Annotated in this window: 22 protein-coding genes; 6 read left to right on the top strand and 16 right to left on the bottom strand. The window is 71.7% G+C overall.

The annotated features are described in order from the left end of the window. Positions 1-28: 28 nt before the first annotated feature. The 3 genes from IE295_RS34390 to IE295_RS08280 form a co-directional block, all read right to left on the bottom strand. On the bottom strand, positions 29-103 hold the full coding sequence (locus IE295_RS34390; protein ID WP_372460710.1) for a 50S ribosomal protein bL37: 75 nt from the start codon (positions 101-103) through the stop codon (positions 29-31). Positions 104-348: 245 nt separating this feature from the next. Beyond that, positions 349-891 carry an RICIN domain-containing protein gene (locus IE295_RS08275; protein ID WP_190062852.1) on the bottom strand — a complete coding sequence of 181 codons (543 nt, stop codon included), beginning with the start codon at positions 889-891 and terminating at the stop codon, positions 349-351. 240 nt (positions 892-1,131) lie between these two features. Next, positions 1,132-1,698 (bottom strand): YbaK/EbsC family protein, encoded by a 567-nt coding sequence (locus tag IE295_RS08280; RefSeq protein ID WP_190062853.1) that lies wholly within the window; start codon positions 1,696-1,698, stop codon positions 1,132-1,134. Between the two features lie 197 nt (positions 1,699-1,895). Between IE295_RS08280 and IE295_RS08285 the strand changes: the two genes are divergently transcribed. Continuing rightward, entirely contained in the window at positions 1,896-2,711 is an 816-nt protein-coding gene (locus tag IE295_RS08285) for a hypothetical protein (protein ID WP_190062854.1), read from the top strand. Between the two features lie 92 nt (positions 2,712-2,803). Here the strand turns inward: IE295_RS08285 and IE295_RS08290 are convergent, their stop codons facing one another. The 4 genes from IE295_RS08290 to IE295_RS08305 form a co-directional block, all read right to left on the bottom strand. After that, positions 2,804-3,136 carry a hypothetical protein gene (locus IE295_RS08290; protein ID WP_190062855.1) on the bottom strand — a complete coding sequence of 111 codons (333 nt, stop codon included), beginning with the start codon at positions 3,134-3,136 and terminating at the stop codon, positions 2,804-2,806. A 52-nt stretch (positions 3,137-3,188) separates the two neighbouring features. Further along, the gene (locus tag IE295_RS08295) at positions 3,189-4,277 is read right to left on the bottom strand and encodes a PASTA domain-containing protein (protein ID WP_190062856.1); all 1,089 of its coding nucleotides are present in this window, start codon (positions 4,275-4,277) and stop codon (positions 3,189-3,191) included. 108 nt (positions 4,278-4,385) lie between these two features. Continuing rightward, complete coding sequence (locus tag IE295_RS08300) at positions 4,386-5,969, bottom strand: MFS transporter (RefSeq protein WP_224323621.1); 1,584 nt, start codon at positions 5,967-5,969, stop codon at positions 4,386-4,388. 98 nt (positions 5,970-6,067) lie between these two features. Beyond that, on the bottom strand, positions 6,068-7,066 hold the full coding sequence (locus tag IE295_RS08305; RefSeq protein ID WP_190062857.1) for a zinc-dependent alcohol dehydrogenase family protein: 999 nt from the start codon (positions 7,064-7,066) through the stop codon (positions 6,068-6,070). Between the two features lie 145 nt (positions 7,067-7,211). Between IE295_RS08305 and IE295_RS08310 the strand changes: the two genes are divergently transcribed. Further along, positions 7,212-7,559 carry an ArsR/SmtB family transcription factor gene (locus IE295_RS08310; RefSeq protein ID WP_190062858.1) on the top strand — a complete coding sequence of 116 codons (348 nt, stop codon included), beginning with the start codon at positions 7,212-7,214 and terminating at the stop codon, positions 7,557-7,559. Positions 7,560-7,597: 38 nt separating this feature from the next. Here the strand turns inward: IE295_RS08310 and IE295_RS08315 are convergent, their stop codons facing one another. Beyond that, positions 7,598-8,323: a chymotrypsin family serine protease gene (locus tag IE295_RS08315; protein ID WP_224323620.1), complete on the bottom strand. Its 726-nt coding sequence runs from the start codon at positions 8,321-8,323 to the stop codon at positions 7,598-7,600. A 219-nt stretch (positions 8,324-8,542) separates the two neighbouring features. On the opposite strand from IE295_RS08315, the gene IE295_RS08320 reads away from it, so the two are divergent. Continuing rightward, positions 8,543-8,995 carry a VOC family protein gene (locus IE295_RS08320; RefSeq protein ID WP_190062859.1) on the top strand — a complete coding sequence of 151 codons (453 nt, stop codon included), beginning with the start codon at positions 8,543-8,545 and terminating at the stop codon, positions 8,993-8,995. 105 nt (positions 8,996-9,100) lie between these two features. Here IE295_RS08320 and IE295_RS08325 read toward each other — a convergent pair whose 3' ends face one another. Further along, on the bottom strand, positions 9,101-9,772 hold the full coding sequence (locus IE295_RS08325) for an N-acetylmuramoyl-L-alanine amidase (protein ID WP_224323619.1): 672 nt from the start codon (positions 9,770-9,772) through the stop codon (positions 9,101-9,103). A 165-nt stretch (positions 9,773-9,937) separates the two neighbouring features. On the opposite strand from IE295_RS08325, the gene IE295_RS08330 reads away from it, so the two are divergent. Continuing rightward, positions 9,938-11,002 (top strand): hypothetical protein, encoded by a 1,065-nt coding sequence (locus IE295_RS08330; protein WP_190062861.1) that lies wholly within the window; start codon positions 9,938-9,940, stop codon positions 11,000-11,002. Positions 11,003-11,022: 20 nt separating this feature from the next. Here the strand turns inward: IE295_RS08330 and IE295_RS08335 are convergent, their stop codons facing one another. The 7 genes from IE295_RS08335 to IE295_RS08365 all read right to left on the bottom strand — a co-directional run bounded on the left by IE295_RS08335 (position 11,023) and on the right by IE295_RS08365 (position 17,654). After that, positions 11,023-12,237 (bottom strand): cytochrome P450, encoded by a 1,215-nt coding sequence (locus tag IE295_RS08335; RefSeq protein ID WP_190062862.1) that lies wholly within the window; start codon positions 12,235-12,237, stop codon positions 11,023-11,025. 45 nt (positions 12,238-12,282) lie between these two features. Beyond that, the gene (locus IE295_RS08340; RefSeq protein ID WP_190062863.1) at positions 12,283-13,653 is read right to left on the bottom strand and encodes an NAD(P)/FAD-dependent oxidoreductase; all 1,371 of its coding nucleotides are present in this window, start codon (positions 13,651-13,653) and stop codon (positions 12,283-12,285) included. Next, positions 13,643-13,852 (bottom strand): ferredoxin, encoded by a 210-nt coding sequence (locus tag IE295_RS08345; protein ID WP_190062864.1) that lies wholly within the window; start codon positions 13,850-13,852, stop codon positions 13,643-13,645. Before IE295_RS08345 ends, IE295_RS08340 begins: the two co-directional genes overlap by 11 nt. A gap of 157 nt (positions 13,853-14,009) precedes the next feature. Continuing rightward, positions 14,010-14,792 carry an ATP nucleotide 3'-pyrophosphokinase gene (locus tag IE295_RS08350; protein ID WP_372479936.1) on the bottom strand — a complete coding sequence of 261 codons (783 nt, stop codon included), beginning with the start codon at positions 14,790-14,792 and terminating at the stop codon, positions 14,010-14,012. 198 nt (positions 14,793-14,990) lie between these two features. After that, positions 14,991-15,710, bottom strand: a complete 720-nt coding sequence (locus IE295_RS08355; protein WP_190062865.1) for a hypothetical protein — start codon at positions 15,708-15,710, stop codon at positions 14,991-14,993. Positions 15,711-15,744: 34 nt separating this feature from the next. Beyond that, a complete protein-coding gene (locus IE295_RS08360) occupies positions 15,745-16,176 on the bottom strand; it encodes an ester cyclase (RefSeq protein WP_190062866.1) in 432 nt (143 codons plus the stop codon). Positions 16,177-16,385: 209 nt separating this feature from the next. Beyond that, positions 16,386-17,654: an aspartate aminotransferase type Ic gene (locus tag IE295_RS08365; protein WP_190062867.1), complete on the bottom strand. Its 1,269-nt coding sequence runs from the start codon at positions 17,652-17,654 to the stop codon at positions 16,386-16,388. A gap of 277 nt (positions 17,655-17,931) precedes the next feature. Here IE295_RS08365 and IE295_RS08370 point away from each other — a divergent pair, with 277 nt between their 5' ends. Together IE295_RS08370 and IE295_RS08375 are read left to right on the top strand one after the other, a co-directional pair. Next, positions 17,932-19,254: an aldehyde dehydrogenase family protein gene (locus tag IE295_RS08370; RefSeq protein ID WP_190062868.1), complete on the top strand. Its 1,323-nt coding sequence runs from the start codon at positions 17,932-17,934 to the stop codon at positions 19,252-19,254. Between the two features lie 107 nt (positions 19,255-19,361). Next, the gene (locus IE295_RS08375) at positions 19,362-20,153 is read left to right on the top strand and encodes a maleylpyruvate isomerase family mycothiol-dependent enzyme (protein ID WP_190062869.1); all 792 of its coding nucleotides are present in this window, start codon (positions 19,362-19,364) and stop codon (positions 20,151-20,153) included. Positions 20,154-20,166: the final 13 nt, after the last annotated feature.

Consider the following 20,166-nt stretch of genomic DNA (forward strand, 5'->3'; position numbering starts at 1 on the left):
GCTCCTGCGTCCGCGCCCGGGATCGGGCTCAGGTGTTGGGCCGCTTGCCGTGGTTGGCGCCCTTCTTCTTGCGGGCGCGTCGCTTGTTGCCTCGCTTGGACATGGTGACGACTCCCTAGGTCGCAGCGTCGTGCGGTCCCGAAGAGTCTATAGCCGGAATGTCCTGTTTGCAGTAGTTCATATCGTGTCGTATCGGGTGAATCGGCAGCTCGCCGAAGGCTCTCGATGCCCCCCCGACGCCCCCGACGCCCCCGACGGCCCGTCGCGCTGCGGGGCCTCCGCCGACATGAACGTGCCCGGCGGGTCGGGAACCCACCGGGCACGTTGCTGATCGTCGGTACGGGCGGTTCAGAAGTTCCAGTAGTGGTCCGCCCACGTGCCGCAGGGCCACTGGATGGCCTTCTCGCCCTGCGTGCGGCTGGCGCCGGGGATGGCGAGGCACTGGCCGCTGTTCCAGTTCACCAGGCGTCTGCCGTTGCTGGTGTAGTCGATGCCCCAGTAGTGGTCCTTCCAGGTGCCGCAGGGCCACTGGATGACCTGTGTGCCCGGCGTGGTGCTGGCGCCCGGTACGGCCAGGCACTGCTGGCTGTTGAGGTTTCTGACTCGGTAGTAGTTGCGGCCCCCGCTGTTGAAGGCGTATTCGAACTGCCAGTAGTGGTCCCGCCAGCTGCCGCAGCCCCATTGGATGAGCCCGATGCCGTTCTCGGTGCTGCCACCGGGCACGGCCAGGCAGTGGGCGCTGTTGGCGTTGCGGATCCAGCCGTAGGCGGAGGCGCCGCTCGGGCCGGGCTTGCTGTCCTTGGTCGTGGCGGAGGCCTCGACGATGCCGGAGGTGAACAGCAGCGCTGCGGCGGCCGCCAGAACTCCCGGGAGGCGATAGCGCGACTTCATGTTTCCTCTTCCTCGAACGACGGGAAGTGCGTGGATCATGAGTCGTACATGCCGTGCGGATCTCGGCCCGGCGCCCGCGGTGGGGCCCGGCCAGGCCGCAGGCTATCGGCGGGCGTCGCGGAACGACAGGCATCGGCTGAAGCCCCCGCACATTGGCGGGAAGACGCTGCCGGCACCGCATGCGCACGGGGCCGACGCGATGCTGCCGGCCCCGGTGCTCGCCAGGCCCTCGCCAGGTCCTCAGCCGGCCAGCCCGGCGACGACCTCGGCGTTCGGCAGCTGTGACAGGAATGAGCCGGGGAGGATCAGCTTGCCCCGGCGCCTGCCGCTGCCGATGAGGACGTACGGCGAGGAGGCGACCGCCTCGTCGATCAGGAGGGGCCACCCGTCCGGCAGTCCGACCGGGCAGATCCCGCCGTACTCCATGCCGGTCCGCGCCACCGCGGTCTCCATCGGGGCGAACGACGCCTTGCGGGCGCCCAGGTGCTTGCGCACCGACTTGTTGACATCGACCCGGGTCGTCGCCAGGGCGACGCAGGCGGCGTAGGTGACGTCCTGGCCGCGCTTGGCGGCGATGACCACGCAGTTCGCGGAGACCTCCAGGGGAACGTCGTAGGCCGCGCTGAAGGCGGCGGTGTCGGCCACCTCCGGGTCGGTGTCGACGACCAGGACGGACTCGACGGGCTCGGTACCGCTGTACCGCTCCAGGGCCGCGGCCACGGGCCCGGCGAGGAGGTCGGGGCGGTCGACGGCCGGCCAGGAGCCCTCGAAGCGACCGAAGGGCGAGGTAACCGAAGAGTTGATCACGAGGGCAGGGTAGTCGAATGCGGCTGACGGGCCGGCGACTTGGGGCGAGGCGGCCGGCGGTGGCCGTCGATGGGACGGCGCTCATCAAAAATTGAAGTGGCCATGATCGGTTAGGGTGTCGGGCGTTGCCGTGCGGTACGCGCACGGGAGTGACGCCATCTCGGGGGAAAACGCACGTGACCACAGGTCGACCAGGATTGATCGCGTCGATCCGTTCCGTACCGAGTCCGATCGCCGCCGCCTCGGCTCTCACCGACCCGGCCCGGACCGATCGCATCGAGGACCCGGTCGTCTCCCGGCTTCAGGCCGGCCGTACGGTGCTCGGCCTGCTGGCCACCGCGGGGCTGCTCATGGTCTATCCCCTGAAGAAGGGGCGGGAGGAATTCGTCCTCGGCAAGCTCGAGGACCTGGTGCTGGGCTGCGCCATCCTGCTGGTCGCGGTGGCCGTCGGCGTCACGGCCTTCATCCTCTCGGCACGCTCCCCGCTGGGCCGCGTGTACGCACGCCGTCTCGGCGGCCCGCTGCGCGCGCTGGGTGCCATCCTCCTCGGGGTGGCGGTGTGCTGGCTCATGGTCGCCGCGCTGAGCGGTGACATCGTCTCCACCGCCGACGTCGGCTCGCACGACTTCCTGTTCGGGTTCCTGGGCGAGGCGGCGGGAAGGATCATCACCGGCCTGCTCATCGCGCTGCTGTTCATCGCGGCCGGCATCGCCTGCGCCGTCGTCCTGGTCCTCGCGGTGTGCTTCACCCTGGTGGCCGCGATCAAGGGCCTGAACTCATGCTTCCGCACGGGCGACGTGCACGAGCTGCTCCCGGCCCTCCTCTCGCCCCTGCTGGTCTGGTCACTGTTCGTCCTCGGCCTCCTCGACGACCCCGACGTGGCGGCCCCGCCCGCGGTGCTGTACTCCTTCCTGCTCGGCGGCCCGCTGTCGGTGACGGCCCTGTCCGTGTGGGAGATGCGGCGCCTGCGCGTCCGGCACGGCGTGACCATGAGGTCGGCACTGGGCCGCTGACCACGCCCGGCACGGTGAGTTGAGCTGCCCGGGCGGATGAGGCAGGAACGACCTACGAGTAACGGCCTGCGTAACGGCCTACGAGGAACGGCCTATGCGGCCCGGCGCCTGGTTTCGCCCGCCAGGGCCGCGCAGGCGACGGCCGCCACGGCCCCGGCGGCCAGGAAGCTCCGGGTCGACCGCCAGGAGAGTACGGACCACCGCGACTGGGCGGACAGCAGCGAACCGGTGCTGAGCCAGGAGCCGGCCGAGATGACCGAGAGCGCGGAGCCGATCGAGCCGAGCGACAGGGTGCTGCCGACCGAGCCGACGGACAGTACGGATCCGACCGAGCCGATCGAGAGCACCGACCCCACCGAGCCGATCGACAGCACGGAGTCCCGGGACCAGAGGGACAACGGTGAGTCCGAAGAATGCTTGGCCATGTGCCGATCGTAGGACAGCGGCCCGGACTTGGCAGTGGCCGGGCTCCGCCTGTCAGCACCAACGGGTGTGGCGGCAGACGCTCCAGCCGCCGCCGTGCGAACCGCCCGATGAGCCGCCGGAGCCGCCGGAATCACCCAGGTGGGGAATCCCGTCGGGGAAGGCGGTGTTGCGGTCGCGGTCACCGGGGAAGGGGTCGCGGTAGTCCGGATCGCCGTCGTCGTCCCGGTCCGGCAGGTTCACGGAGGTGCCGGTCGCCCGGTCCGGTTCCGGGCAGCCGTTGTCCTGGGTCGACAGATAGAGCGTCACCCTCGTGTCGCCCGGGAGCTTCGCGCCTTCGGCCGGATCGTGCGCGCAGACCCGCCAGTCGTCGTACTCGCCCTCGTCGGGCAGCGTGTCGTTGCGGTACGCCGCGCGCGCCTGGACGTGGTCGGAACGCACGCCCAGGGCGACGACCTCCGTACGAGCCGTCCGCCACGTCTTCCACACGAGCTCGGGCATCGTGGGCCACGGGACGGGCAGACCGTCCTCCTTCGGGCACGGGGCTCCCTTTTTCCCGACGGCGAAGTCGAGTGCCGGCCGCACGCCGTTCTTCCGGCCCGCCTTCTGGAAGCAGACCGTCCACAGTGAGCGGCCCCGGACGAACGCGGTCTTCTCGGACGCGTCGTGGTACGTGACGGTGAAACCGGCCTTCGTGGCCCTTCCGTACGCCACGTCCAGGCTCTGGCCGCGGTAGTCGGGGGCCGCGGGTTCCGTCGCCTCCGGGGTCCCCGACGCGGACGGGGCGGCCGACGCGTTGGGCATCACGCCGCGGGACCGCTTCGTGCCGCCCGCCTTCGCGTCCGCCACGGTGTCCCGCGCGGCTTCCTTCGGCGGGTCGGGCAGGACCGCGCCCAGCAGGGCCGCGGCGGCGACCGTCGCCGCGACCTTTTTGGCCTTCGGCCAGGGGGTGTCCCACCACACCACGATCAGCGCGGCGATCAGCGCGAGCCCGCCCAGCCGGGGCTCCAGCAGGCCGAGCGCCGGAATGGCGGCGGCAATCCCGACACGGGCGCGATTCGTCCGCCACCAGCGTCGCCGGGGCATGTCGCCCGGGGCGCGGGGCGGTTCGGACGGTGCCGGGGTGGTGTGCGGGCCGGGCATGGCGGCACCCTTCGAGTTCGTTCGGTTGTGCGGGCGCATCGTACCCAGCCCTTTTCCCCGCACCCCGCTCGGCCTCCACCCCTCTTCATCGCCGTTCCGCCCGCGCGGTCACACGGCCGCGGTGCGTCGCGAAAGGGCGCGGCCTGCGACCGCGATGGCGAGTGCGACGACGATGAGGATCGCCGCGACCGCGAACGTGACCCGCATGCCGGTGGCAACGGCCTCGGAGCCCGCCGTCGCCACGTCCGTCGTCGCCGATGCGAGGGCGAACACAGCGCCCATGACGGATGTGCCGGTGACAAGGCCGAGATTGCGCGAGAGGTTGAGCATGCCGGACGTGACGCCCCGCTGGTCCGGGCGTATGTCCGCCATGACGGTGGTGTTGTTGGCGGTCTGGAACACCGCATAGCCGGCGGTGACGACGACGATGGGGGCGATGTAGCCGACGACGCCGAGCGACGTCGGCAGCAGGGACAGAAGGCAGGAACCGGCCGCTGTCGCGACGAGCCCGGCGATGGTCATGCGTTGCGCGCCGAAGCGGTCCGCGATGCGGCCGGCCGGCACACCGGTCAGCGCGGCGACAAGCGGACCGACCGACAGGACGAGCCCGACGAGAGCCTCGTCGAGCCCGAGCGTACGGGCGAGATAGAACGGCCCGACGACCAGCGTCGCCATCATCACCGTCGAGACGAGGGTGCTCATGGCGAGGCTCGCGCTCAGCACCGGGTCGCGGAACATGGCCGACCGGATCAAGGGCGATGCCGCTCTCGCCTGGGTGCGTACGAAGAGAGCGACCCCGAAGGCGGCAGCCACCAGCAGCGCCACGTTGAGCGCACCGAAACTGCCGCGCCCCAGGGTCATGGCGAGTGCGTAAGCGGCGAGCGTGAGAGCGAGCAGCGATGTGCCCACCGTGTCGAAGCGCGCTCGACCGGCCCTGGACTCCTGCCGGTCGAGGGGCAGATGGCGGCGGGCGAGGAGAAGGGTCAGGATGCCCAGTGGCGCGTTGACGAGGAAGATCGCCCGCCAGCCGAGTCCGGAGATCAGCGCGCCGCCCAGCGACGGACCGAGAGCGGTGCCGATCGCGGACATCGTTCCGAGCAGCCCCATGGCCCTGCCGGTCTTCGCCTTCGGAACCGTCTCACCGACGAACGCCATGGTGAGGGCCGTCATGACGGCCGCTCCGAGGCCCTGCGCCGCCCGCGCGGCGATCAGCAGCCAGAGCGTGGGCGCGACACCGCACAGGACCGAGGCGCCGGTGAACAGGGAGATCCCGGCCAGGAGCAGCCGTCGGCGGCCGACGATGTCGCCGAGTCGTCCCACGCCGACGATCAGGGTGGTGATGGCGAGGAGATAGGCCAGGACGATCCACTGGACCTCCTGGAAGGAGGCGGTGAACGCCTGCGCCAACGTCGGCAGGCCGACATTGGCGATGCTGGTGCCGAGAGAGGACAACAGCATGGACAGCGAGAGGCCGGCGAGCGCCCAACGAACCGCGGGCGCCCGCTCCGCACTTCCGGCTGCCGCCTCGTCCTGTCCCGCGCTGGTTGGCTTCAAGGTGAACTCCGTTCTCCGGTGACCCCTGAGGCCTTGTCGCCAGGTGACGACGGGCAGGGGCAGGGCAGCCGGACGCTGCCGGCCCGACCGACTGCGGGCATGCGCGAGCAGCGTGCACCCGGCGGGCGAGGGCGGCAAAACCTTGTTGCCGATTCCGGGAAAACGGAGTGGGCGCCGGCCGGTACGTGGGCCGGCGCCCGGGCCGGTGAGGCCGTCAGTGGGCCAGTGGTGGCGGTCTAGTGGTCGACGGTGACGACGATCTTGCCTACCTGGGCGCCCGCCTCCATGTAGCGGTGCGCTTCGACGATCTCGTCCAGGCCGAAGGTGCGGTCCACGGTGGGCCGGAAGGCGCCGGAGCGCAGGCCTGAGGAGACGAACGCCTCGGCGCGGCGCATCCGCTGCGGATCGCCGGTGATCTCGTGGACCGTGTAGGTGCGCATGTTCAGCGCGGGCATGCCGAGCTCGAACCCCGGGTAGGGGGTCGGCTCGCCGCTCACCGCGCCGTACAGAAAGAGCGTGCCGCCGGGGGCGACGACCTTGGCCAGGTCCAGCACACCCGGGCCGGCGACGGCGTCGAAGACGAACTCCGCGCCCCGCCCTCCGGTCAGGCCCAGCACGCGTTCGGCGACGTTCTCCTCACCGGTGACGATCACTTCGGAGGCACCCGCCTCGAGCAGTGCGTCCTTCTTGGCCCGCGTGCGCGTCGTGGCGATGGGCACGGCGCCGACGCGCCGGGCGATCTGGATCGCGGCCAGGCCCACGCTGCTGGAGGCGGCGGTCAGTACGACCGTGTCACCGGCCCGCATCCCGCCGACCTCCACCAGTGCCCCGTAGGCCGTCAGGTACGGCATCCACACCGCCGCGCCCGCTACCGCGTCGAGCCCGTCGGGGCGGTGGACCACCGCGGTGGCGGGGACGACGGCGCGCTCGGCGTAGACGCCGTGGTCGTTCATCGAGAACGCCGGCACCACGCTGACCGGTTGGCCTGCCTCGAAGCCCGTCACGTCCGCGCCGACGGCCTCGACCACTCCCGCGGCCTCGGCGCCGAGCCGGGCGGGGAACTCCTTGACCGGCTCGATGTACTGGCCGCCGCGGAAGAGCACCTCGGCACGGTTGATCCCGATCGCGTCCACCCGGATCAGCAGCTCGCCGGGGCCCGGTTCGCCGGCCTCCACGTCCTCCAGCCGCAGCACGTCCGGCCCGCCGTATTCGTGGAACCGCACCGTTCTGGCCATCACTCATCCCCCTACCGATCGGTGACGGCGGCGCGGAGTCCGCGCCGCCGCGCCACACTCAACCGGAAAGTACGACAGCTGTCAAAGTTCGATGCGTGTCATACTTCGACAGGTGTCGTACGATGTGCGAGGAGGTCACCAGGCGATGGCAGCACCACGACGAACGGGGCAGGGACGCATCCCGCCCCACCCGGACATCCGGACGATCGGTCTTCAGCAGGTGCTCGAGGCCCTGGTCGACCCCGTACGCCGCCGGATCATCGGCGAGTTGTACGCCGCGGGCGAGGACCTCGCCTGCGGCACGATCGACCTGCCGGTCAGCAAGTCCACCGCCACCCACCACTTCCACGTGCTGCGCGAGGCCGGCCTCATCCGCCAGTACTACGTCGGCACCTCCCGCATGAACGCGCTGCGCCTCGAGGAGGTCGACGAGGCCTTCCCGGGGCTGCTCCGCGCGCTGGTGGGCCGGCCGGACACCGCACGCGACGCGTGACGGTCGCGCGGCAGCTCATCGCCGCGGATCCGAGGGGCTCAGGCCGCGATGTGGAAGCCCGCGCCGACTCCGCCGTTGGCGTTCATCTCGTCGATGATGCTCAGGATCGGCGAACTGTGCTGGGCGCCCCAGGCGTTGCCGACCAGGGTCTGGCCGACGACGACGGGGGAACCGGAATCACCGCCGTTGGTCCAGATGAGGTGGGTGAACCAGATTCCGTTGGTGCCCAGCTTGATGCCGCAGGTGAGGCCGGTCCGGTGGCCCTGCTTGCACATGCGGGTTCCGTTGGCGGGCGGCGCTCCGATCGACGTGATGGTCACTCCGTCCACGGTATTGGTGGGAGCGACCCTGGTCTCGTCCAGGAGGATCACCGCGTAGTCCAGGCCCTTGGGCCCGGTGTTGAGCAGGTTGTTGGGCGTACTGACGTACGTCACCGTGCCGATGGCGCCGGTCGCCAGGTCGGGGCGGCTGTCGGGGATCGGCGCCGGGGCGGCGGCCGTCCCCGCGGGCGAGGTGTCCCGGTAGACCTTCTCGCCGACCAGCTTGTTTCCCTTGTCGTCGATGAAGCAGTGGGCATTGGTCAGGCCCACCAGATTGCCGGCTCTGTCGCGGCCGACCGCGGTGAGGGTGCAGATGTAGTAGCTCGCGGGCGCCTCCGGGCTCGGACTCAGCCGGAAGACGATCCCGGTCCCGCCGCCGACGGCCGTGCGCGCATCCGCCGTGCGCGTTTCCGCGCTCGCGGACGGGGCTGCGACGAGGGACATACCGGCCAGGAGCATGACGAGGCCAAGGGCGCGTAACACACGTAACACGCGATCACTTCCTGTGTGCGCTGGGGGCAGCCGCAACCCGGATGAGGGCTACGGCTCTGGCGCACCATAGGAACACAGACGCTCTCTGCTCACTAGGGGCAATCGCGCCCCAGGAGGCGTCGGTCACCCCTTGCTTGCGGGGGAGTCCATGCAACCACTACGACTGGTTGCATGGCATTGCACTGGAAGCTGGTCATCGACAGCACGAACGCACCCGCCCTCGCGGACTTCTGGGCCGAGGCCCTGGGCTACGAGGTGGAAGACCCCACGGCCCTCATCGAGCAGCTGCTGGCCGCAGGCCACATCGGCGAGGAGGCGGTCACCGAACATCGCGGCCGCAGGATCTTCCGCGGCTACGCCGCGATCCGCCACCCCGACGACCCGTTCGACAAGACCAGCGGCATCGGCCACGGCCGACGGCTGCTCTTCCAGGACGTGCCCGAGCAGAAGTCCGGCAAGAACCGCCTGCACCTCGACGTGCACAGCGAGCCCGGCGGCCTCGACAAGCTGGTCGCCCGGCTGGAGGAGCTCGGGGCGACCCGCGTCCGCGAGGTCGACAGGGGACCTGCCGGGCACTGGTGGGTCATGCGGGACCCGGAGGGCAACGAATTCTGCGCGGCGTAGGCGCGGCCGCCGTCACTCGCCCCCGAGCAGGGCGACCGTGCCCGCCAGGCCCTCGTCTCCGTGGCCAGGAGCGTGCCGTTGGCCGCCGCCATCTAGCCGCCGGCCTCAGCCGGCGGCCGCCCGTACGAGCCTGAGGTACCGGTTCCAGTCCCAGTGCGGGCCGGGGTCGGTGTGGTCCGTGCCCGGCACCTCGGAATGGGCGACGATGTGGGTGCGGTCCACCGGGATCGCGTAGCGGGCGCAGATCCCGGCCGTGAGCCGGGCCGAGGCCGTGTACATCGCGTCCGTGAAGCCGTCGGGCCGGTCCACGTACCCCTCGTGCTCGATGCCGACGCTGCGCTCGTTGAACGCGCGGTTCCCGGAGTGGAAGGCCACGTCCAGCTCGCGGACGGTCTGTGCGACGACCCCGTCCTTGCGCACCACGTAATGGGCGGCCGCCTTGTGCAGGGGGTCGCGGAAGACCTGGAGGGCATCGCCGTAACTGCCCTGGACCACGTGGACGACCACCCGGTCGACGGCGTAGTCGAGCGGCCGGTCCGCCCGCCGCCAGTTCGCCGAGGACGCGGCGACCCATGTGGCACCGGGGTGATCGAGCTCGCCGTCCGTACGCGGTCTCTCCCGCCCGGACGTACGCCACCACCACCGCAGGAGCCCGTCCCGTCCCGCGTATCCCGCCACGCCCGCTGCCACCACGGCGCCGCCACCGATCAGCACCGCGCGCCGGCCGATGCCGCGCTGCCGTTCCCGTTCCCGTTCGCGTTCCGGGTCCTGCTCCACCTCATGCCCCCAGGATCCTGGTGTGCCCGCGTCATGACCGACAACGCGTGAGGTGGTCATGACGGTTCCGGCCGTGCCGGTGAGGACCCGTGAGTACACCTACTCAGATCCGATTGAGCACCTGGTCGCTGCCGGCGATCCCGCTTGATGAGGTGGAATCACCTCATGGAGAAACACCCGCCCCAGAAGTCGACTCTCGTACCGGCAGAGACCGAAGACGCCCCGGCCGCCCCGACGAGCCGCAAGACGATCGTGCGGCGCTGGCTCATCGGCGTGACCGCGGCCGGAGCCCTCTGCTGGACGTTCTCAGTCGTGTTCGAATTCTTCGAGAACCTCGGGGGCGGACCCGTACGGTCGGCGGCGGACTTCCGCAAGCAGGACATCAGGACCCGGGAGGCCGGCCGGCAGACCATCGGCGACCTGCGGCCGGGCACCACCGACCGCGGCTGGATACACGAAGAGGGCAGCACCTCCTGCGTCGACGACCTGGGGTTCGACAGCGGCAGTGTGACCAGGAAGCAGCCCCGCTACGAATGGAAGCTCCGCTACGCCGGCAAGGCCGACTACCTGGCGGACCTGGACAAGCTCCGCAGCTCCTGGGAGCACCGCGGCTGGAAGACCCACGACAAGCCGCCGCCCGAGCCCCTCAACTCCCACGACAAGACCCCGCGCTGGCCGGGCATCCGCACCACCGACGACCACGGCGTCACGATCGCCGTCGGCATCGACGGCTACACGGGCAGCCCCACCCTGTCGACCGACGGCGGCTGCATCCGCTACGACCTCGACGACCGGGTCGCCGCGCGCAAGCGCACGGGAGCCACCGACAGCAAGCACCCGGGCCGCCAGGGCACCGTCACCTACGCCGACGGCGTCCAGGTCACCATCGGCCCCGTCCAGTCCGTCACCCCGACCCCGGAACTGACGGGTGACGCCACACCGCCCGCGCACGCCTACCGCGTGCCCGTCACGGTGAAAAATCGCAGCGGCGCTCCGGTGGAACTGCGCAGCCACGACATGGGCAGCTACGAGGGGGCGAACCCGGGCGTGCAACGACTCACCAGTTACCCCAGTGAGCTCTCCTCGGGCGGACCGGACCGGGTGTCGGAAGGCAGCACGACGCGCCTGGAGTACGTGTTCACGGCGGAGACCGAACCGTCCCGCCTGGAGCTCACGTACGGCCCGGGCGAGTTCCACGCGCCCTCTACGTGGGAGCTCTCCATTCCGTAGCACCCGGCCCCGCGCCGGAGTCACCCGGCAGCTTCGACGAGCAGATGGCGGGGGCCGCGCAGTACCTGGTTGGTCCGGTACGGGGGCGGGTCTTCCACCAGGCGGAGGTCGCCGAGGCGGGGCAGCAGGGTGGTCAGGGCGATCTGTGTCTCGAGGCGGGCGAGCGGGGCGCCGAAGCAGCTGTGGATGCCGCTGCCGAAGCCCAGGTGCTGGTTGTCGGGGCGGGTGATGTCGAAGCGGTCGGGCTCGGCGAAGCGCAGGGGGTCGCGGTTGCCGGAGGCGAGGACGAGGATCAGCGGGGCACCCTGGGGGATGGTCACGCCGGAGACCTCGATGTCGGCCAGTGGGGTGCGCTGGGGCAGCATCTGGACGGGTGGTTCGTAGCGCAGCAGTTCCTCGACGGCCTGGGGCATCAGCGCCGGATCGTCGCGCAGCCGGGCGAGCGCGTCGGGGTGGCGCAGCAGGGTGAGGACGCCGTTGGTGATGAGGTTGACCGTCGTCTCGTGTCCGGCGATGAGCAGGAGAACCGACGTGGTCATCAGCTCGATCGGGTTCAGGGAGCCCTCGGGACCCTCGTCGTTGACGAGGGCGGAGAGCATGTCGCCGGTGGGGTGGCCGCGCCTGCTCTCGGCGAGTTCTCCCAGGTACAGCGCCATCGCCCGGCGGGCCTCCGTCGCGGAGCGCAGGCGCTGCTCGGGGTCTTCGTCCGGTGTGGCGTCGAAGCCGGCGACGATGCTGTCCGACCAGGTGCGGAACCGTGGTTCGTCCTCGGACGGCACGCCCAGCAGGCGGCAGATGACGGTGACGGGAAGCGGGTAGGCGAAGTCGTCGACGACGTCGATCCGCTTCCCGTCGGCGAAGCCGTCGGCCAGTTCACCGGCGATCCGGGTGATCTCGCCCCGCAGGGCGTCGACGCGGCCGGGGGAGTGCGGCGGGCCGAAGGGCCGCATCGCCAGCCGGCGCAGCCGGTCGTGTTCGGGGTCGTCGAGCCCGATGAACGCCGGCGGTACGTCGTCCTGCCCGGGGCCCAGGGCGTCCGGGACGGTGCGGCGACGACGGTCCGAGCTGATCCGCGGGTCGTGGAGCAGCGCGGCGATCTCGTCGTACGTGCCGACCAGGTAGCTGCCGTCGTCCTGGCGCACGGCGCCGTGTTCGCGCAGTTCGGCGTAGAGGGGGTAGGGGTCGGCGCGACTGGCGTAGTCGGCGATCCGCCGGAACAGCGTCTCCGTGGACATGTGCGCGAGCTCCTCGTCGGTGGTGCTGCGTCGGTGGTGCTGCTGTCAGCCGCCCGGGCGCACCAGGGTGAGGCGCCGGTCCGGCAGGTGTCCGGTGAGGGCGACGGTGGGGCCGTGCGAGAGGACCTTCGGATCCGGTACGTCGGAGGGGACGGGCGCGGCCGGCTCGGGCCCGTCGGCGGCCCCGGGGCCGGGCGGGAACGGCGCCGCCGTCTCGATCATGCGCCGGTAGTGCTCCAGCCACTTGGCCCGGTTCACGCTGACGGCGGCGGTGACGCGTCCCCGGTAGCCGTAGACCGCGACCAGTCGTCCTTCCTCCGGCGACCCCTGGGCGAGGACCACCTGGTCGGAGAAGGTCGGCACGCCGACCGACTTGATGTTGAGGCCGAACTGGCTGGACCAGAAGACGGGCACCGCCAGGTGCGGGCGCCGGTGCGGGCCGGCGCTGATCATGTTGTGGGCCGCCACCTCGGCCTGTGCGACCGCGTTGCCCCAGTGCTCCAGGGACAGCATCTGGTACTCGAACAGCGGATGCGGGAAACGGGCCACGTCACCGGCGACGAAGATGTCGTCGGTGACGATCCCGTACATGTCGAAGGCCCGGCATCCCGCGTCGCACGCCACACCCCGCGGCCCCGCGGCGAGCCCCGAATCCGCCAGCCACTCGGTGTTGCGGACCGCGCCCAGTGCGATCACGGCGACATCGGCGTCGATCCGGCTGCCGTCGGAGAACTCGGCACCGGTGAGCCGGCCGCCGTCCCCCTTCAGTGCGGTGACCGTCACCCCACAGCGCAGGTCGACGCCGTGGGCCCGTTGCAGCCTCGCCGCGAAGGTGCCGAGCGCGCCGCCCAGAGCGCCGACGAGAGGTGCCGGACCGCGCTCGGCGACGGTCACCTCGATGCCGCGCTCCCGGCAGACCGAGGCGATCTCCGAGCCGGTGAACCCGGCTCCGATCACCAGGACCCGCCGCGGCCCGGCGTCGAACCGTTCGGCGAGGCGGCTCGCGTCGTCGCGCGTCCGCACCGTGAACACCCCGTCCAGGCGCGCCGCATCGGCGTCCGGCCAGGGCCGGGCCCGCGTCCCGGTGGCGATCAGCAGCCGGTCGAACGGCAGGTGCTCGCCGTTCGCCAGCAGCACCTTCTTGCCGTCCGGGTCCAGGCCGCTGGCCCGTACGCCGAGCTTCCAGTGCGCCTCCACGGCCCGCCGCCGCGGCAGCCCGACGTCGTCCGCCCGTACCCGGCCCAGGAGCACCTGCTTGGTCAAGGGCGGCCTGTCGTACGGAGGGTGGGGTTCCTCCCCGACCAGCGTCAGCTCGCCGCGGAACCCCTCGTCGCGCAGCGTCTCCGCCGCGCGGAGCCCGGCCAGCGACGCGCCGACGATGACGATCCGGCCGTCGGAGCGCGGTTCAGCCGGCATCGGCGCCTGCCTGCTCGCCGACGAGGATGGCCTGGACGGGGCATGCCGTCGCGGCCTTGCGGACACGGTCGAGCTGATCGTCGGGAACGGCCGGTGAGTACGCCAGCGCCTCCTCACCGTGCAGCGCGAACACCTGGGGGGCGAGGAACGCGCACTGGGCGTAGCCCTGGCAGCGATTGAGGTCGACAACGATCTGCATCCCGGCCCGTCCGCTCCTCGCTCCGCACCACCCGCACCACTCGTCATCCCCGTCCTATGACGTACCGGGGGAGGGCGCGAGCGGGGTTGCTCCGGCGGGGTGACGGGAGGGGGAGCCGGGGCGCTTCACGCGCGTGTCCGCGCCCCGGCCGCCCTGCTCATCCGACCGGGGCGGCCGGGGCGGAGCGCGCGGGGGCCGGGGCGGAGAGGCGGTCGGCGCCCTGCGGGACGGGGACGGCGGCGAAGATCGCGTCCTGCTGCTCCTGGAGCTCCCGGGCCCGTTCCGGGGTGGTGCTCGGCAGTCGCTGCTCCTCGTACAGCTTGTGCGTGACCTCCTGCGCGTTCTTGCTCGCCGGGGTGTGGAACTGGACCTCGAAGAGGTGCCCGCTGCCCGGCGCCCGCCAGGCGGAGTTGATGGCCCGGTAGCCCTTGGCGCGGGCCCAGGTGTTGGACCACTTGGCGTTCTCGACGCCCCACGCGGACAGCAGGTGCGAGGCGATGGTGACGCCGGCGGTGTAGCGGGCGTCGGGCCATTGCAGGGTGTAGCGCACGGAGTCCTTGATGTCGGCCAGCGCCTCGTTCACGTTCTGGCCGGGGTGTTCCTTCATGGCCGTGGCGACCTTGCGCTTGAGCGAGTCCGGTGACTTCAGCCGGTGATCGAAGCCGACCAGCTCCGCCGAGCTCAGCCGCGCCGCGGCCCGTACCCGCGGGCTGATGGAGCGCTCGGCCCTCCTCGCCTGATCGGCGAACGCGTCCACGCGCGCGTTGTCCGCGGCGTTGAGCGTCAGGCCGCCTTCGCCCTGCCACCCACCCCCGTCCCCGTCCCCCGCCCTGGCGGCCTGGGCCGTCGTGCCGGCCATGGGCGCGGCCTGGACGCCGGGAGCCGCTCCCAGGCCGAGTGCCACGGCCAGCGCGGCCGCGGCCACGGTGCGGGACGTCATGGTGAGGATGTTCATGGGCGTTCGTGGTTCCTCTCTCGGAAGGCGGTCTCGGGGTGCCGTCGGTGCCGGCTGCCGGCAACGACGCACTCCACCAACGAGGAGGACGTGGCTCTGTGATCATGGGAGTCTTCGGGCGGCGGGTTTTGTCCGGATCACATCGGTGGATGGCCGGATGTCCCCATCCCGGGTCCGAGGCCCTCAGGAGAGGTGGAGCTCCGTGCACGCCGGGCCGTGCTGCGACTTGATCTCGCACTTCAGATCAGTGGACTGGTCCGGATTGACGGCCGACAGGGCGACCACCGAGGTGCCTGCCGGAGGGGCGAACGGAATGTCGACCCGCTGAGCGATCTCGCCCTGTTCGTCAGGCCTGAGGATGCTCCAGTAGAGGTCCGTGTTCTTGCCGGAGGGGGCGTCCTCCGGTGTCACGGACACGACGATGTGTGACCACTTCTGGACTCCGTCGGCGTGCACTTCGAAGTGCAGCCGCTGGTTGGGGCGAGGACCCTCGAGCCTGAGATCGGTGATCGTCGGGCGTCCGTTCCCTCCCGCGGCCTGGGCGGCCCCGACCACGGCGATGCTCAGGGAGGCCATGTAGAAGACCACCCCGAGGACGAGGACGCCGGTCTCCCAGAGGACTCCGCGCCCGGTGGGACGGATGAGCAGGGCGGCGATGCTGCAGACGATGGCGATGATGGCGCAGAGGGACGCCACGTAGATGGGCCACGAGCGGTTGTTGAGGGCGACGAAGACGAACTTGCTGTTGAGGCCCAGGGTCGTCATGATGCCGGCCACCGCCACCAGCGCGCCCGCCAGGATCTTGGCCACGTCGTCCAGGCGCTTGCCCACGGCGGCCTGGATCTCGTCGAGGCCGGGCGCGGCCGGTCCCGTCGAGGGGGGAGGGCCCTTCGTACCGCTCACGCGCGCACCCGTCCTCCGCGCTCCGGCGGTCTCCCTACGCGTCCGGTCCGAGCGGCGGGACGACGTCGAGCTGCTGGAGGAAGGACAGGAGGTCCTTGTCGGACCACTTCTCCGCGAGCTTGCCGTTCTCGATGCGGTGGATCACCGTCGCCGTCATCTCCAGCTGGTGTCCCGTGGCGGGAATGCCGGGCAGATCGCCCTCGTGGACGCCGCGGCAGAGCAGTCTCGTGACCACCTTGTCGCCTTCCGCGACCTGGTCCTGGATCTCGTGGGTGCCGGGAGTCGCCTCCCAGAAGAGCCGGAAGACCTGCCGCAGGCCCTCGAGGCCGGACGCGAAGCCCGGGAACGGCGGCGGGGAGTGGTCGAGGTAGTCCTCGGCGACGAGCTCGTCGAGGGCGTCCACGTTGCCCTTGTCGATCTCCTCGTAGAAGCGGCGGACGAGCTTCTTGTTCTCCTCGATGGACATGGGCAGGACACCGACCCTTCTCCGCGCTTCCGCGACCCGCCCGGGCACCTGCGAAACGTGCCGGGACGAGGCGAAGTCTGCCCGGTGGGCGGGCCGGCGGTCGGCGACGCGCGCGGGCGGGCGGCGAGATCACCCGCCCGGCGCGACCACCGGCCGGCCGGGCGACCCCGCCGCGGGCCCACGGCCCGTGGCAGCTCCTAGGGCGTGTCCTAGCGGGCCTGCTGCTCGTACCCCACGAGCCGGACGCAGACGGCGAGTCCCTCGATCGCCTGCTCCAGCTCCGCGAGCTTCGGGTAGCTGGGGGCGATCCGGATGACCGCGTCGCGCGGGTCGTCGCCGTACGGGTGCGTGGCGCCGGCCGGGGTGAGCACGATGCCCGCCTCGGCGGCTCGGCGTACGACCTCCTTGGCGCAGCCGTCCGGCACCTCGAGGGTCACGAAGTAGCCGCCCTTGGGCGAGGTCCAGGTCGCGAGCCCGGTCCCGCCGAGTTCGGCGTCCAGGATCCGCGCGACCGCCTCGAACTTGGGCTGCAGCAGGGCGCGCTGACGCTCCATGTGGGCCCGCAGGCCGTCGGCGTCCCGCAGGAAGAGGACGTGCCGCAGCTGGTTGACCTTGTCGGGGCCGATCGACCGCTTGGCGTTGTTGCCGAGCAGCCACTGCACGTTCGCGGGAGAGGAGCCGAAGAAGGCGACGCCCGCGCCCGCCGCGGTGATCTTCGAGGTGGAGCCGAACACGAACACCCGGTCCGGGTTCCCGGCCTCGGCGCAGGCGGCGAGCAGGTCGGCGATCCCGACGGGCTCGTCGGTGAGGTGGTGGACGGCGTAGGCGTTGTCCCAGAAGATCCGGAAGTCGGGCGCGGCGGTGCTCATCGTGGCGAGCCGCGCCACGGTCGCGTCGCTGTAGACGGCGCCGTCCGGGTTGCTGTACTTCGGCACGCACCAGATGCCCTTGATCGCCGGGTCCTCGGCGACGAGGCGCTCCACGACCTCCATGTCGGGGCCCTCGGCGGTCATCGGCACCGGGATCATGTCGATGCCGAACCGCTCGCAGAGCGCGAAGTGCCGGTCGTAGCCGGGCACCGGGCACAGGAACGCGATCCGCTCCTGCTCCACCCAGCGCGAGCCGGCGCCCGGCAGCACGCTCAGCAGGGCGTGCACCAGGCAGTCGTGCATCAGCTCGAGGCTGGAGTTCCCGGCCGCGAGCAGCTGGCCGGCCGGCACCTGGAGCGCCTCGGCGAAGATCTCCCGGAGCTCGGGCAGCCCCTGCAGCCCGCCGTAGTTGCGCACGTCCGTGCCGTCGGCGGAGGTGTGCCGGCCGCCGGGCAGGCTCAGCAGCTCCTCGGACAGGTCGAGCTGCTCCGGTGCCGGCTTGCCCCGGGTGAGGTCGAGCGCGAGCCCGCGTGCCGCGAGGTCCCGGTAGTCCTGGCGGGCCCGCTCGAGGAGCCCGGTCAGGGCATCGGGGCTCAGCTCGGTGGTCATGGTGTGTCCTCTCGCGGGTGCGGCATCGGCGGGGGGTGGCGCCTGCCGAGAATACAAAGCGGGGCGAGGGGGCCTTGACCTCGCCCTGGCAAGGGCCCCTGCCGGCTGCGCGCGCGGGCGGGCGAACGCCCGGGAGGAAAGTTGACTAGCTCAATCATTGAGGTTTACCTTCACTCTATTGCTTAAGGATATGAATCATCTAAGCCTTTAACTACCTCTGGCCGCCTCTCGGCCGTCATCCACCGGCACCTACCGGCCCGTCCTCTGGAGCACCGCCATGACCTCCGAAACCACCGACACCGCCCCGGCCGCCGTCGTCGCGCGACTGCGGGCCGGGTTCGCGACCGGCCGCACCAAGCCGCTCGACTGGCGGCTCGGCCAGCTGCGCGCCCTGCGCACGCTGCTCACCGAACGGTCCGAGGAGCTCCTGGCCGCCCTGCACGCCGACCTGGGCAAGGGGCCGAAGGAGGCCTACCGCACCGAGATCGGCTTCACCCTGAACGAGCTGGACCACACCGTCGCGCACCTGGCCGAGTGGCTGAGCCCGCGGCCGGTCACCGTCCCGGACGCCTTCCGGCCGGCCGAGGCCCGCGTGGTGCGCGACCCGCTGGGCGTGGTGCTGGTCATCGCGCCGTGGAACTACCCGCTCCAGCTCGCCCTGACCCCGCTGGTGGGAGCGCTGGCGGCGGGCAACGCGGCCGTGGTCAAGCCCAGCGAGCTGGCACCGGCCACGTCGGCGGCGCTGGCCCGGCTCCTGCCGCGCTACCTCGACCCGCAGGCCGTCGCGGTCGTGGAGGGAGCCGTACCGGAGACCACCGCGCTGCTGGAGCAGCGGTTCGACCACATCTTCTACACCGGCAACGGCACGGTCGCGCGCATCGTCATGGCCGCCGCCGCCCGGCACCTGACCCCCGTCACGCTGGAGCTCGGCGGCAAGAGCCCCGTGCTGGTCGAGCCCGGCGCCGACCTGGCCGTCACGGCGGAGCGGATCGTACGCGGCAAGTTCCTCAACGCCGGCCAGACCTGCGTCGCACCGGACTACGTGCTCGCCATCGGCGACACCGCCGCCGCGCTCGAGGAGCACCTGGCCGCCGCCGTCCGGGCGACGTACGGCGAGGACCCGTCGGCCGACGAGGAGTACGGGCGGATCGTCAACGACCGGCACTTCGACCGGCTCACCGGCCTTCTGGGCGAGGGGCGCGTCGTCACCGGCGGCGAGCACGACCGGGCGACCCGCTACCTCGCCCCGACCGTGCTCGCCGACGTCTCCCCGGACGCGCCGGTGATGCGCGAGGAGATATTCGGGCCGATCCTGCCGGTCATCGGCGTGCCCGACCTGGACGCGGCGATCGCGTTCGTCAACGAGCGCGACAAGCCGCTCGCCCTGTACGCCTTCACCGACTCCCCGCGGACCAAGCAGCGGCTGGCCGAGGAGACGTCCTCCGGCGCGCTCACCTTCGGCCTGCCCGTCTCCCACCTGGCCGTGCCCGAGCTGCCGTTCGGCGGCGTCGGCGAGAGCGGCATGGGCCGCTACCACGGCCCGTACTCCATCGACACGTTCAGCCACACCAAGGCCGTCCTCGACAAGCCCCTCGGCTGACCGGCCCGCCCCCCACCGCCCCGCACCCCGGCGGACACCACCCCACCCGCGCTCCCCGGCCCGGCACCGCAGCCGGCCGGGGGGCGCCTACGACAAGGACACCGGACATGAATCCAGACGCCCACGCCTCGGCCGTCGCGACGGAGACGGCGGCGTTCGTCGCCCTCGTCAAGGGCGCCGACCTCTCCACCCCGGTGCCGTCCTGCCCGGGCTGGACCCTCGCCGACCTGACCCGGCACGTCGGCAGCGTCCACCGCTGGTTCACGGCCCTGATGCGACAGCGCGTCCAGCAGCCGCCGGCAAGCCGTGATGTGGACCTGCGCCTGCCGGAGCGGCCCGAGGACTACCCGGACTGGCTGGCCGGGAGCGCCGCCGAGGCCGCCGACGTCTTCGCGGCGACGGACCTCGACGCCCCGATGTGGGCCTGGGGCGTCGACCAGCACGCCCGCTTCTGGGTCCGCCGCATGCTCTGCGAGACGCTCGTGCACCGGGCCGACGCCGAACGCGCCCTCGGACTCACCCCGCACATCGACCGCGAACTGGCGGTGGACGGCATCGACGAGTTCCTGACCAACCTGCCCTTCGCCACCCCCTTCGCGCCCCGGACGGCCGAACTGCGCGCCCCCGACCGGACCATCCGCTTCAGCTGTACGGACGGCGACGGCGACGGGAGCGGCGAGGGAGACGGTGGCGGCGACTGGCTGATCCTCCTGCGCCCCGACGGCTTCGGCCTCGTGGCCGGCGACGCGGAGCCGCGAACGGCGGACGCGACGGTCCAGGGCACGGCAGCGGATCTGCTCCTGCTGCTCTACGGCCGCCTCGACCGCGAGAGCGACGCCTTCCGGCTCCGGGGCGACCGGGACCTGCTCGCCCACTGGTTCGCCAACTCGGCGTTCTGAGCGCGGGCCCGCA

Source organism: Streptomyces griseocarneus (assembly GCF_014655595.1).
GTDB classification, from domain to species: Bacteria; Actinomycetota; Actinomycetes; order Streptomycetales; family Streptomycetaceae; genus Streptomyces; species Streptomyces griseocarneus.

What these genes read in the sequence shown, in the direction of transcription:
- IE295_RS08310 (WP_190062858.1), top strand. Translation starts at nt 7,212, where the DNA reads ATGGCAGCACCACGACGAACGGGGCAGGGACGCATCCCGCCCCACCCG.
- IE295_RS08335 (WP_190062862.1), bottom strand. Translation starts at nt 12,237, where the DNA reads ATGTCCACGGAGACGCTGTTCCGGCGGATCGCCGACTACGCCAGTCGC.
- IE295_RS08305 (WP_190062857.1), bottom strand. Translation starts at nt 7,066, where the DNA reads ATGGCCAGAACGGTGCGGTTCCACGAATACGGCGGGCCGGACGTGCTG.
- IE295_RS08375 (WP_190062869.1), top strand. Translation starts at nt 19,362, where the DNA reads ATGAATCCAGACGCCCACGCCTCGGCCGTCGCGACGGAGACGGCGGCG.
- IE295_RS08290 (WP_190062855.1), bottom strand. Translation starts at nt 3,136, where the DNA reads ATGGCCAAGCATTCTTCGGACTCACCGTTGTCCCTCTGGTCCCGGGAC.
- IE295_RS08345 (WP_190062864.1), bottom strand. Translation starts at nt 13,852, where the DNA reads ATGCAGATCGTTGTCGACCTCAATCGCTGCCAGGGCTACGCCCAGTGC.
- IE295_RS08350 (WP_372479936.1), bottom strand. Translation starts at nt 14,792, where the DNA reads ATGACGTCCCGCACCGTGGCCGCGGCCGCGCTGGCCGTGGCACTCGGC.
- IE295_RS08340 (WP_190062863.1), bottom strand. Translation starts at nt 13,653, where the DNA reads ATGCCGGCTGAACCGCGCTCCGACGGCCGGATCGTCATCGTCGGCGCG.
- IE295_RS08315 (WP_224323620.1), bottom strand. Translation starts at nt 8,323, where the DNA reads ATGTCCCTCGTCGCAGCCCCGTCCGCGAGCGCGGAAACGCGCACGGCG.
- IE295_RS08330 (WP_190062861.1), top strand. Translation starts at nt 9,938, where the DNA reads ATGGAGAAACACCCGCCCCAGAAGTCGACTCTCGTACCGGCAGAGACC.
- IE295_RS08370 (WP_190062868.1), top strand. Translation starts at nt 17,932, where the DNA reads ATGACCTCCGAAACCACCGACACCGCCCCGGCCGCCGTCGTCGCGCGA.
- IE295_RS08275 (WP_190062852.1), bottom strand. Translation starts at nt 891, where the DNA reads ATGAAGTCGCGCTATCGCCTCCCGGGAGTTCTGGCGGCCGCCGCAGCG.
- IE295_RS08360 (WP_190062866.1), bottom strand. Translation starts at nt 16,176, where the DNA reads ATGTCCATCGAGGAGAACAAGAAGCTCGTCCGCCGCTTCTACGAGGAG.
- IE295_RS08320 (WP_190062859.1), top strand. Translation starts at nt 8,543, where the DNA reads ATGGCATTGCACTGGAAGCTGGTCATCGACAGCACGAACGCACCCGCC.
- IE295_RS08365 (WP_190062867.1), bottom strand. Translation starts at nt 17,654, where the DNA reads ATGACCACCGAGCTGAGCCCCGATGCCCTGACCGGGCTCCTCGAGCGG.
- IE295_RS08295 (WP_190062856.1), bottom strand. Translation starts at nt 4,277, where the DNA reads ATGCCCGGCCCGCACACCACCCCGGCACCGTCCGAACCGCCCCGCGCC.